Annotated in this window: 10 protein-coding genes and 1 pseudogene; 5 read left to right on the top strand and 6 right to left on the bottom strand. The window is 60.4% G+C overall.

Annotated features, from left to right (window positions below):
• The 3 genes and pseudogenes from ACRXB1_RS17560 to ACRXB1_RS17550 form a co-directional block, all read right to left on the bottom strand.
• Nucleotides 1-1,328 (bottom strand): annotated as a pseudogene (locus ACRXB1_RS17560) (DUF3416 domain-containing protein); the annotation flags it as partial.
• Nucleotides 1,329-1,696: 368 nt separating this feature from the next.
• Nucleotides 1,697-3,373 (bottom strand): glycogen synthase GlgA, encoded by a 1,677-nt coding sequence (gene glgA / locus ACRXB1_RS17555; protein WP_449492688.1) that lies wholly within the window; start codon nt 3,371-3,373, stop codon nt 1,697-1,699.
• Nucleotides 3,374-3,725: 352 nt separating this feature from the next.
• Entirely contained in the window at nt 3,726-4,382 is a 657-nt protein-coding gene (locus tag ACRXB1_RS17550; RefSeq protein WP_062172095.1) for a DUF1345 domain-containing protein, read from the bottom strand.
• Between the two features lie 268 nt (nt 4,383-4,650).
• Between ACRXB1_RS17550 and ACRXB1_RS17545 the strand changes: the two genes are divergently transcribed.
• The 5 genes from ACRXB1_RS17545 (at nt 4,651) to ACRXB1_RS17525 (ending at nt 10,629) form a co-directional block, all read left to right on the top strand.
• Entirely contained in the window at nt 4,651-5,232 is a 582-nt protein-coding gene (locus ACRXB1_RS17545) for a sugar dehydrogenase complex small subunit (protein ID WP_086381658.1), read from the top strand.
• An 85-nt stretch (nt 5,233-5,317) separates the two neighbouring features.
• Nucleotides 5,318-6,919: a GMC family oxidoreductase gene (locus ACRXB1_RS17540; protein ID WP_062172099.1), complete on the top strand. Its 1,602-nt coding sequence runs from the start codon at nt 5,318-5,320 to the stop codon at nt 6,917-6,919.
• A gap of 113 nt (nt 6,920-7,032) precedes the next feature.
• Nucleotides 7,033-8,325: a c-type cytochrome gene (locus ACRXB1_RS17535; protein ID WP_372237070.1), complete on the top strand. Its 1,293-nt coding sequence runs from the start codon at nt 7,033-7,035 to the stop codon at nt 8,323-8,325.
• Nucleotides 8,326-8,488: 163 nt separating this feature from the next.
• Nucleotides 8,489-9,226: a metallophosphoesterase gene (locus tag ACRXB1_RS17530; RefSeq protein ID WP_082779131.1), complete on the top strand. Its 738-nt coding sequence runs from the start codon at nt 8,489-8,491 to the stop codon at nt 9,224-9,226.
• Nucleotides 9,227-9,306: 80 nt separating this feature from the next.
• Entirely contained in the window at nt 9,307-10,629 is a 1,323-nt protein-coding gene (locus tag ACRXB1_RS17525; protein ID WP_449492687.1) for a DNA topoisomerase IB, read from the top strand.
• Nucleotides 10,630-10,641: 12 nt separating this feature from the next.
• Here the strand turns inward: ACRXB1_RS17525 and ACRXB1_RS17520 are convergent, their stop codons facing one another.
• The 3 genes from ACRXB1_RS17520 to ACRXB1_RS17510 all read right to left on the bottom strand — a co-directional run bounded on the left by ACRXB1_RS17520 (nt 10,642) and on the right by ACRXB1_RS17510 (nt 12,158).
• Nucleotides 10,642-11,385, bottom strand: coding sequence for an RES family NAD+ phosphorylase (locus tag ACRXB1_RS17520; protein WP_449492689.1), 744 nt, complete (start codon nt 11,383-11,385; stop codon nt 10,642-10,644).
• Nucleotides 11,376-11,798 carry an MbcA/ParS/Xre antitoxin family protein gene (locus ACRXB1_RS17515; protein ID WP_375508977.1) on the bottom strand — a complete coding sequence of 141 codons (423 nt, stop codon included), beginning with the start codon at nt 11,796-11,798 and terminating at the stop codon, nt 11,376-11,378. The genes ACRXB1_RS17520 and ACRXB1_RS17515 overlap by 10 nt, the downstream gene beginning before the upstream one ends.
• A 93-nt stretch (nt 11,799-11,891) precedes the next feature.
• On the bottom strand, nt 11,892-12,158 hold the full coding sequence (locus ACRXB1_RS17510) for a DUF2866 domain-containing protein (protein WP_062002489.1): 267 nt from the start codon (nt 12,156-12,158) through the stop codon (nt 11,892-11,894).
• Nucleotides 12,159-12,444 lie beyond the last annotated feature (286 nt).

Genomic DNA, 12,444 nt, shown 5'->3' with positions numbered 1-12,444 from the left:
TGCTGAAACCTTTCCTGCTGCAGCCGGGCGAAGTCCGCCTGCTGCAGCAGGAAAGGTTTCAGCGGCAGCGGCGTTTCGGTGGTGTCTTCATCGATCGCACGGAACCGCGTGAAGTTGCCTGGAGCACCATCGAGCAAATGACGTGTATCGACATAAACCGGCTTTGTCAGGTCGGCGTTCAGCACGATCAGCGCGGCTTCGCTCGCTGTCCGCAAGTCCGGGCCGCTGCCGCGCAGGATTGCCGCATACGGCGTGCCGGGACCCGTCAGCGTGCGCAACTCGCCGGTACTGGCTAGCGCCGCGGAGTTGCGTTGCAAAGCGTTTGCGTGTGCCACTTCCGCCGATACATTGAAGCGCGCGCTTTCCTTCGCACGATGAAATTCTTCCGCGCTGCCGTGGTTGTACGAGAGCGGTTGCGTGAGGCCGTACTCGAAACCCATGGGAACCAGCACGCCGGTACCTATGCCCGCCGCCGTGTACAACGCGCGCCTGTAAGCCCGTTCCACAAGCGATGAATCGCTGGTGTCGGGAAGATCGTTGAGCAGGCGCGTGCCGTACGGTTCTTCGGGAAATGCGATCGGCGGCGCGATGCGGAACAGGGCCGCGTGTTCATCGAAGAGCCAGTTGCTTTGAAAGTCCCACCATCTCGCCGATGAAAACACCGAATCGAAACCGGCATCGGCGAGGTTCGCCAGATCATGACGGTTGACGCCGACCGTCCACGCAAGCCATTTGGTTTGCGGATGACGTTCGCGCACAGCCGCGCCAAGGCGGCGCCAGACATGCGCGGGCACCTTCTGCGGCGCTTCGAAGCGAAAGCCGCCAATGCCGGCATCGGCGATCAGCATCAATTCGCGCGCCCACCATTCGGTCAGCGCATGGGCCGCTTCGCCATCGCCGAAATTGGCGTGCGCGACGCTTTCCTCATGCGGTGCTGTACGCGGATCAAGCCGCGCTTCGGCCGCTTCGAACGGATGAAACCAGTGACGGTTTTCCTGGAACAGGCCGCCGTCGGCGCTGACACGGTCCAGGTTGATATCGACGAGCAATGTCAGCCCGTGCTTCTCAGCCTGGCTTGCGAGCAAACGCAGGCCTTCCGCTGCTGGAAGATCGGACTCAAATGCGGGATGCAGCTTGTGATGGTCGGCTACCGCCTGTCGGTGCCCGTTCTTGCCGGGCAGAAAAGGCGCGCCGATCAGGACATGATCGAAGCCTAGCGCTGCTGCGTGCTCGAATTGTGCGGGCCATTGGGACAATGGTCCGACGAGAAGCGGGTCGATGAAATAGATTCGTGGCGCATACGCGTGAAGCATGTGATGGTGTTCCATCGGTCGTCTTTTCCAGTTCGTCCTGCTATGGCGTGGATGCGGGAAAACGCGATCGCGCTCAACCAGGCAATAAACCAACCGCACGAACGTCTACGGCAGACGAGCCTCAGACAGTCTTCAAGCACCAATTCCGGGGTTTCGAGTGCGGTACGTATCTTCATGAAGCTGTCATGCGCGATACGTCGTTCGGTGCGGCGCCAGGGTCGCGTTCTAGGACACAGCACGTAGCGTGCCGCGCCGGAGCTGACTTCCGGCTTGGGCGTCGGGGCCTCGCTTCAGGTCAGACGACCACCGCCCGCCGCGCTTCTATCAGCGTGGCGGGCGGCAACTGCATAACCGTATCATCGAACAGCGAGATGCGAACGCTTTCAGGCGCTGCGTGCGACAAATTGCGACCGTTCTCCATCGTGACGGTCGTGACGGCTTGCAGCGGCAGCGGGCGCTGCCATGGCGGCGATGGCCGGTACCGCCGGCGTATGAACCGGCACGCGGCGTGTGCGCAGCGGCATCTTTGCGGGACGTGCGTCCGTGAGGCCTGCGTAGAGCTGGATGTATTTGGCAACTGCATGGTTCCAGCCGTAGTCGCGGGCCATAGCGTTGCGTTGCAGCGTGCGCCATTGTTGAGGGCGCATGAAAGCGTGAATGGCGCGCGTGACCGCAACCACCATGTCATGAGTCGCTTCGCCATCGAAGAGAAAACCGGTAGCCGGACGTGACGATGTCGCGCCTTCGAAGCTGCCCAGGCTTTCAACCAGCGAAGACTGAAAGCCTTCCTGCAGCGACGATGCTTCGGCCGCATCCACGATGGTGTCCGCCAGTCCGCCCACACGCGATGCAACCGGCAGGGTGCCGTAACGCATCGCGTAGATTTGCGTCAAGCCGCACGGCTCGAAGCGGCTGCCATGCAGCAGGATATCGGCGCCGGAATGCAGGACATGCGCGCGGCGCTCGTCGTAGCCAATATGCACGCCGATGCGATCCGGCCACGTTTGCGCCAGACGATGGAACGCGGTTTCGAGATGCGCTTCGCCTTTGCCGATCACCGCGATCTGCAAACGCGGGTGCTGTTCGAGGAGCGCGGGGATGGCGTCGATCACGACATCGGCCATTTTTTGCGATGTCATCCGGCTACCGATGGCAATCACCGGCGCGAACGGATCTACAGGTAGCCCGAACATCTGTTGCAGTTCGCGCTTGCAAGCGTGTTTGCCGCGCATATCCTCGAAACAATAGTTGCGCGCGATCTGCGTGTCGGTCATCGGGTCCCATGCACCGACATCGATGCCATTGATGATGCCCGACAGCTTCTCTGCATAACATTGCAGGACGCCTTCCATCAAATGACCAAAGCGCGGCGTGAGAATTTCGCGGGCATAGGTCTCGCTGACGGTCGCGACGTGATCAGCGTGGACGATGCCCGCTTTCATCAGACTCAACGCGCCATAAAATTCGATGCTCTTTTGTTCGGTCAACGCCGGCACGAGCCACTTGGCCGGAACGCCGAGCGCTGCACCAAGCGAGAGCGAATAGTTGCCCTGGAACGCCAGATTGTGGATCGTGAAAACGCTTTTTGCGTGCACGCCCGCGTGCTTCATCAAGAGCGGCGTGAGGCCGGAATGCCAGTCATGCGCATGCACGATGTCAGGCTTCTTGAAGCCGCGAACGCCTTCGGCCAACCGGACCGCCGCCGCCGACAGCGATGCGAACCGGATGGCGTTGTCTTCGTAGTCGCGTCCCTTGGCATCCTGGTAAAGCCCGTCGCGTGCGTACAGGTGATCCATGCGCAACAGGATCACAGGCACGCCGGTGTCGGGCATGCGGCCGCGATACAACGCGCCGTCACCGCCCGGGAGGCCCGTCAATGAAGCAACCTTCTGCAATCCATCGACCATTTGCAATGCGTTCGGATACGCCGGCAAGAGTATGGCGGCATCGACTCCCGCTTCACGTAACGCCGCGGCGTATGCGCTGACCATGTCACCCAGTCCGCCAGTTTTGGCAAGCGGCACGGCCTCCGAAGCGACAAGCAATACGTTCAAGGACAAAGCTGACTCCTGGCGTCTGAAAGATGAAAAGCGATGGGCTGCGCTCGGCCGGTTGAATGGCGGCGCACGCGACCGGTGCTCTTATCGGAGGGGTGAGGGATGCGGAGTTCCTTAGAGCAAACGTTGTGCCATGCAGCATGGTTTTTCCCAAAACCGCGGGAAAGCGTTAGGTACGCCACTCACAAACGAACACGCTACGCCGGACAGAAGACAGACATTTGACGCCGTGTAAAAAAGCACCCGCCGGGAACGGCGTTTTTACACAGCGATAACTGGAATGCTTATACAAATCGACTTAGGAAATTAAGACCGAAAGTTAATAAAGCGCCAGCAATAATTGCTCGCCGGCACCTTACGAGCCTAATAACCCGGCAGCAGTGTTCACGCACAAACCCAGCACGGCCGCATTGAAAAAGAACGACAAAACCGATTGCGCCAACGCAGTGCGCCTCACTTCCGTAGAGCGCAATACCACGTCAGACGTTTGCGATGCCACCGCGATGGTGAACGAGAAATACAGGAAGTCCCAATAGTCGGGTTTCAGATGTGTATCGGGAAATTTCAGCGATGTCTCGTCTTGCGACTGATAGTAATGACGCGCGTAGTGGAGAGTGAACATGGTGGGGATGAGGAACCATGCGCCGAACATAGTGATGCCTGTCAGCAAATAGTTAGGCAATGCGCTGCGAAAGCCCATGTTCTTTGCACTGGCGAGTTCCGCGATGATCGCGACAATACTTGCGAGCGCCGCAAGACTCACAATCAACAAGACCATGCCGGCGTTTTCATCCTCTCGCGCTGCGAGCTTCTGCACTTCGTCCTGGTGCGCCCGCCACATTTGAATCCATATGAGCACGAGATACAGCCATACGGTAGTGTCCCAACCAACGAGGCCACGCACGAGCGGGCGCAAGTCATATGGAACCAAAATTGCGGCAATCACACCAATGATCAAAGCAATAATCGCCCTTGGGCGATATCGGACTACGTTGGGAAGCATGAAATTCATTTTTATCGTGGCCTTGTGATGGCGGTAATCGCGTTAAGCTGTCGCGCCGCGATTATTGCCCGTGTAGCTTTCAAACTTCAACGGGCGTCGAGCGCGGTTCTTCATGTTGACGCGCGCTCTGACTTCACCCCACGGCCTCAAATCATTTTCAAAGATATCGGCAAGGCATGTCTGACAGACCGTGTCTAACAGACCGTGTCTGCCCGCTCTTGCCGATCATCGCCTTGTGCAAAACGCGTAACGGACACCAACCCCGGACAACCAACCCATGAGACAGCTTCAAGATCCCCCTGCGCCCGCTGATTCAGCCAGGCACTCCGCCGCCCGGCGGCGTTTCGTGCTCGGCGCGTGCGCGTCGGCGGTGGCGCTCGCTTTTGCATCGGCGGGAATGGGCTTTCCATCGTTATTCACACAGGCTTTCGCCGATACCCCGCCTGCAGGCCTTGAAGGCTTCCTCCTGCTCTCGCGCAAGCTGACCGGCCGCACGAGCTTCGACCCCGCGTTGGCGCAGCGCGTGTATGACGCGTTATCGAAGTCGGACAGCGAGTTTGTCGCGAACGTGAGCGCGCTCAACGTGTGGCTTGCGGCGCATGGCGGGGTGCCATCGGATACCGTCACGCAGGCGCTCAAGGCAGACACGCCCAAGCTTGCCGGCACCGTCACGGCTGTCATACGCGCGTGGTATCTCGGTCTTGTCGGCGACGGGCAGCATACAAGCGTCGTGGCGTACGAACGTGCACTCATGTTCGATCCCGTAAGCGATGTGCTGACCATCCCTTCATATTGCCGCGATGTGCCGTTCTACTGGACGCAAAAGCCGCCGGCAGTCGGCGCGCCCAAGGCCGCCTGATCCGAGCCATATAAGAATCACGCGGTCGCGCTGCTGGACAGCGCGACCGAAGCATAAAAGCAGCACCTCACAGGACAATACAAAAATGGCAAATTCGAATTCGGCCGATGTCGTGGTCGTCGGATCCGGTGTCGCGGGCGGTCTGGTAGCCCATCAGCTCGCAAGCGCGGGCGCATCCGTGATCCTCCTCGAAGCCGGGCCGCGCATTCCGCGCTGGCAGATCGTCGAAAATTTCCGCAACTCGCCCGCGAAAGCGGATTTTGCAACGCCGTATCCATCGACGCCTTACGCGCCGCATCCCGAGTATTCGCCCGAGAACAACTATCTGATCCAGAAGGGCGAGTACCCGTATGCGTCGCAATACTTGCGGCTCGTGGGCGGGACGACTTGGCATTGGGCCGCCGCGGCGTGGCGGCTGCTTCCCGCCGACTTCAAGATCCGGACGCTGTATGGCGTGGGCCGCGACTGGCCGATCTCTTACGAAACGCTCGAACCGTGGTATCAGGCAGCCGAGGTGCAACTGGGTGTATCGGGTCCGGGCCATGATGTCGATCTCGGTTCGCCGCGCTCGAAACCGTATCCCATGGACATGCTGCCGCTTTCCTACATGGACCAGCGTTTCTCCGATGTCCTCAACGCCGAATCGTTTCACGTCGTGCCGGAACCGGTTGCGCGCAACAGCCGCCCGTACGATTCGCGCCCGACCTGCTGCGGCAATAACAACTGCATGCCCATCTGCCCGATCGCGGCCATGTACAACGGCGTCACGCATGCCGAAAAAGCCGAACGCGCGGGCGCGAGGCTGATCCCGCAAGCCGTGGTCTACAAGATCGAAGCCGACGACAAAGGCCTGATCACCGCCGTCCATTACAAGGACCCGAACGGCAACAGCACGCGCGTGACGGGCAAGCTGTTCGTGCTAGCGGCGAACGGTATCGAAACGCCGAAGCTGATGTTGCAATCGGCTTCGGATACGTTCAAGAACGGCATTGGCAACAGCTCCGATCAGGTCGGCCGCAACCTCATGGACCACCCCGGAACGGGCGTCACGTTCCTCGCCAACGAGACTTTGTGGCCGGGACGCGGCCCCATGGAAATGACGTCCATCGTCAATTTCCGTGATGGCGCGTTCCGTTCCGAATACGCGGCGAAAAAGCTGCATTTGTCGAATGGCGTGCCGACCATGGCGATCACCGCAGATCTCATTGCGAAGGGTTTGAGCGGCGCCGAGCTCGACCGGCAGATCCGCGATCGCGCTGCACGCACCATGAACATCAACAGCTTCCACGAGCATCTTGCCGAACCGCAGAATCGCGTGTTGCCTTCGTCGGATCACAAGGATTCGCTCGGCATTCCGCAACCCGAGATCTATTACTCCATCAACGACTACGTAAAGAAAAGCGCCGCCGATACACGCACGCACTACGCGCGCATCGCGGAACTGTTCGGCGGCACGGAGATTACCTTCGACGACAAATTTGCCCCGAACAACCACATCATGGGCACGGCCATCATGGGCGCGGACCCGAAGGATTCCGTGGTCGATACCGAATGCCGCACGCACGACCATCCGAATCTGTTCGTGGCCGGAAGCGCTGTGATGCCGACGGCGGCATCGGTGAATTGCACGCTGACGCTGTCTGCGTTGTCGCTGCGTCTCGCCGACAAACTGAAGAAAGAACTTTGATGGCGCGCCGACGGAGATCCACGATGAAGAACCACGAACCCCGCGACGCCCGCACGATCACAAAACGTTTTGGCGGTGCGCTCGCCGTGCTTGCGCTCGCCGTAGCCGGCGCGATGAATTTTCACTCACTGATAGAACCCGCACAAGCGCAAACAGCCGCTGGCGCTGCGAACGGTGCGGAGACGGCCACGACCGTCAAGGACAATCAGGCCGGCGCCGACCTGATCAAGCGCGGCGAATATCTCGCGCGCGCGGGCGATTGCATCGCGTGTCATACCGCCGACAAAGCCCGCCCCTTCGCCGGCGGCCTGCCCATCAACACGCCGTTCGGGACCATCTACACGCCGAATATCACGAGCGATCCGGACACGGGCATTGGACGATGGACCGACGCCGATTTCGTGCGCGCGATGCACGAGGGTATCGGCAAGGGCGGCGAGCGGCTGTATCCGGCGTTCCCGTACGCGGACTACACGAAAGTCACCTCCGGCGATGTGCTCGCCATCCGCGCCTATCTCAACACGCTCGCGCCGATCCACTACACGCCGCCGCGCAACGAGATGTCGTTTCCGTTCAACCAGCGCTGGCTGATGGTGTTCTGGAACATGTTCAACTTCAAGGAAGGGCGTTTCGTGCCCGACCCGAAGCAAAGCGCCGAGTGGAATCGTGGGGCGTATCTGGTCGAAGGCCTGGCGCATTGCGAGGAATGCCATACGCCGCGCAACGTCACGCAAGGCCTGAAATCCGGCGAACGTTTCAGCGGTGCCGAACTGTCGGGCTGGCACGCCTACAACATCACGCCTGACAAGAACGCGGGCGTCGGCAACTGGACGGACGATGAACTCGCGCAATATCTCGCCACCGGCGCCGTGCACGGCCGTGCGAACGCAGCCGGCCCGATGGCCGATGTGATTCAGAACAGCACGCAATACATGACGCCTGAGGACTTGCGTTCCATGGTCGCCTACTTGCGCACGGTTCCCGCGCAAAGTGGCGGCGATACCCATCCGCGCGCTTCCTTCGGCAAGCCGACCAGCCAGGACGTCATCGCAATGCGCGGCACGCAGGTGAGCGGCGTGAACGGCGCGCAGTTGTTTATCGCCAATTGCGCGACCTGCCATAGCTGGACCGGCGAGGGACGCGGCGGCAGTGCGGCGGGCGCGTATCCGTCGCTGATTCATAACAGCGTGGTCGGGGCATCGGCGGCGAACAACCTGACCATGGTGATGCTCCACGGCGTGAATCGCGAGACGAAAACAGCAAATGTCTTCATGCCAGCCTTCGCCGATCAACTCAATGACGAGCAAATCGCCGCCATCAGCAACTACGTCACGAAGACTTTCGGCAATCCGCAATCGACCACAACCGCTGCTGAAGTTGCCAAATTGCGCGCAACACCGCAGTAGAGGAACGGAAATTGCGTAGTAAATGCAAGTTTGTGCGGTGCGGCACGGCAAATTTTGCCTTGTCGCGCTGCGAAGATTGCTTATCGGCGTCACCGGTTTCAAAATGTGAACTTGCTTTTTAGTTTGGGCGCGCTTGTGCGCCGTGTACGAAGAAGATTTGGCTATGACTGCTGCTACATATCCCGTCGTTTGCTGGCATCCGGCGAACAAATCAGGCCGTGACCTCGTGGTTGGCGACGTGCATGGTTGCGTCGATGCGTTGCGTTATCTGCTCAACGAAATCGGCTTCGATGGCACGCGTGACCGGCTGTTTTCCGTCGGCGATCTGGTCGATCGCGGCAGCGACTCGCTTGCGGCGCTCGATCTGATCGATCAACCCTGGTTTTATCCGGTGCTCGGTAACCACGAAGACGCCCTGTGCGCCGTTGCTGACGGGCGCATGAAGCGCCACGTCTGGTATTCGATTGGCGGCGCGTGGGCATCGAATCTGTCCGATGAGCAGTTGCAGCGCCTCGCTGCAAAGCTGGCAAGCGTGCCGCTCGTGCGCATAGTCGGGGACGGCGCGTCGCGGTTCAACGTGCTGCACGCGGAGTTTTTCGGCAGCGACGCCGACCTCGAAGTGGCCTATTTCCCCGATGAAGTCCGCCAGCAACTGCTGTGGGGAAGGTCGCTCGCGCTCGGGACGGGAAAGCCTTCCATGCAGCGGGGTTTGTCGCCAACGTACTGCGGGCATACGCCGGTGAAGGCCATCAAGCAGATCGGGGCGCAGATATTCATCGATACCGGTGCATACACGGACGATGGCCGTCTGACCATTGTCGAGGCTGGAACGGATCAACGCTGGTCAGTCAAGCAGGGCTGGGCGAAAGGCGCCGGTTCGCTTGCCGAGGGGTTCCGATAGTTCGGGAGAACGTCCGCGGCATTCCTTTTGCTTAGATCTCATAAACCGCCCGACGGGCGACCCTTGCGAGACTAGCAACAATGCCGACCTCATCAGTCACCGACTCCGTCATCGATTCATCCCCTGATATCAAAGGCTGCCCGGAAGACTTGCCGCCGGGTCTGCGCTATGTGGACGACGCCCGCGCGGGCTACACGCGCGAGTGGAAAAACGGCGCGTTCGTCTACTTCAATACGCAGGGCAAGCAACTCTCCGACGATGCCGACATCAAGCGCATCAATGCCTTGGCCATTCCGCCTGCGTACACGAATGTGTGGATCTGCCCGGACTCGCGCGGACACCTGCAAGCCACCGGACGCGATGCGCGAGGCCGCAAGCAGTACAGATATCACCCGCAATGGCGTGAAACCCGCGACGCCACCAAGTACGAACGCATGCTCGCCTTCAGTGCAGTCCTGCCGAAACTGCGCGCCCGCGTGGCCCGCGATCTCGATCTGCCAGGCATGCCGCGCGACAAGGTTCTAGCGACCGTCGTCAGGCTGCTCGACACCACGCTCGTGCGAGTCGGCAGCGAGGAATATGCGCGCGAAAACAAGTCCTATGGCCTGACCACGCTGCGCAAAAAGCATCTCAGCGTGAAATCCGGCACGCTGCGCTTCCAGTTTCGCGGCAAGAGCGGGATTGAACACGATGTATCGGTGAGTGATCCGCGGATTGCGAAAATTGTGAAGCGATGCATGGACTTGCCGGGACACGAACTCTTCCAGTATCTCGATGCCGATGGCCAGCGCCACGCCATCAGTTCTTCGGACATCAACGACTATCTCCACGAAATCACCGGCGCAGATTTCACTGCGAAGGATTATCGGACGTGGGCGGGCAGCGTGTTTGCGCTCGCGGCGCTGCGCAAGCTCGCGTGGGAAACCGTCACCGAAGCGCGCAAGCACGTGGTGGGGACGATCAAGGAAGTATCGAAGATGTTGCGCAATACGCCAGCCGTCTGCCGCAAATGTTATGTGCATCCGGCGGTGATCGAAGCATTCGAAGCAGGCCAGCTCGCCGATGAACTGCCGGCGTCGCGCCGGTCGGGGCTCAAATCCGACGAGGCCACGCTCGCGATATTTCTCGAGCAGGACGCGAAGCGCCGCGCGCGCGAAGCGGCTCGTGCGAGGAAAGGCAAGGCGAATACGGCGGACCCCAGCCTGGCCCGGCTGCTGACCAAGTCCAGCCAGAAAGCTGCGGCGTTGAAAAATTCGGGGAAGGACGTGAAGGCGGAAGCGCTGGCCGCGGTAAAAGCGGCGTCGGTCAAGCCAGCATCGCCAAAAGTGAAATCCAAAGCGGCGCGGCCGGCGACGAAAAAGATCGGACGCGTCCGATCGCCGACGGCGGTCGCCATCGGCTGATCAGCGCAAGGTTCAACCGACCTTGCTCATCTCGTAGACACTGGTCACGGTCTCGCCGTCCCATTCGTATTCCAGATACGCAGCGTGGTGGCAATCGCGCAGCAAGGTCGTCCGGAATGCGGCGAGGCATTCGCCACCCTCATCCCGCACCGACGGATACGCAATACCGCGCACGCCGGCTTTGCGCGCCGCGCGTCCGAGCGCCTGCCCCGCCGCATAGTCCGATGGCGAAAGGATCTCCGGATCGAGCGAATTTTGCGTCAGGCGTCCGGCGCAGAGATCGAGCACTTCCCCATGAGCCGATACCGTGTAGAGCCGCATCTGCTGTCGCAGCGGCGCCTGCCGGGTATGCGCGAGAAAGAGCGCGGAGTGGTATCGCGTTTCTTCGATGGCAGTGCGTCTTTCGCGCGCGCAGTAAAACACGCCGTAGGTGCCGTCGGAGAAGCGGCTGCCGTTCGGATTCAGATGGGTGAACGCGGCCATGATCGGGCCGTAACCCGCGCCGAAGCGGCGTTCGTCCGACGGGACCAGGTCCAGATCGCCCAGCTCGGTTCGCAGACGGTCATTGGTCATGGCTTCGAGCGCGTAAAGAGCATCGAAATCTTGCGGCGACGCTACGCGATCAAACAGATTGACGGCCGGAAAACGCGTCGGTATCACGCGATACGCCGGTGTCCAGTCAAACTCAGCATGCGGCCAGCGAGCACGCCAGTCGTTTTCCGCCTCTGGCACATTGGATAGATCGCTCACGCCCAGCCGCCTCGCATTGCGTCCAGATATTGCCGCACCGCCACCAGGTCGCTCACATTGCCCGCCAGCATGCGGTCGAGCGCGCGCCGTCCGCCGAAGGGCGGCGCGGTATTCGCGCGCTTGATCCAGCCATCGGACGCTTCGGGTTGGGGCAACAGGATTTGCAGCGCTTTGTAGATGCCGAGAATCAGCGAGAGCCGCTCGAGCGTGTCGCGGCCAAGCCGTGCGGTTTCCGGCGCACCTTTCCATTTGAAGAACGTTGAACGGCCGGGAGAGCCGAGCAAAACAATTTGCTCGTCGGCGGAAAGGGTCCAGTCACTCGCGATATTGAAAAACGCGCGCAGACCGGCCGCGGACATATCGGCAATGGACGGTTGGGGCGCCGGTAAGGGGCGCGGGACGCGTTGAGCGCGGGGCATGGGATGAGTCTCTTTTTGAACTGTAATTGTATATTAGTCCATTTATGGACTTAATCAAGTTCTTTTGAGAATCTGCCTTCACCCACCCGTCAGTCAGATGCTTCCGTCGGAATCCGTCGGTCCGTAGCGCCGCCCGGTTATATGCGCGCGAAGCACTTCCGCAATTTCCGATGTCGTGAATTCCGCCGGCACCACGCTCAACTGGCTGCACGGATCGCTCTTGCGCGCCCATTCAACCATCCTGTACGCCTTGCCCCAGGGCCGCTCGACGGCTTCGGACAGGCGGCACTGATGCAACGGCAATGCGTGCTCGGTTTTCATCGTCGATTTGATGTTCTGAAACGATGCGCTGGCGGCCATGGCGTGTCCTCGCGTGAAAGCCCCGGTGGAAAAGGCGCCAGAGACTGGCGGTATTGAAAGCTCGCGTTTTGAAATGTGCCCTCCGACAATTAAGCGCAGCTTAAATGCGACGGGTTTACACGCATACTTCCCTTCCCACGCGAACGCCGCACGCAAGTCTCACCAAGACTTTTCTCCCGCGCGGCATTACTGTATATTCATACAGGTTGATGCTCTTGCATAGACATGAAATGAACCGTCCTGATACTCATTCTTCTGCTGAGGCCGCCGCGCTCGCGCGCTATGA

It is taken from the genome of Caballeronia sp. M23-90 (assembly GCF_053574605.1).
This window is presented reverse-complemented; position numbering and strand designations above follow the sequence as displayed.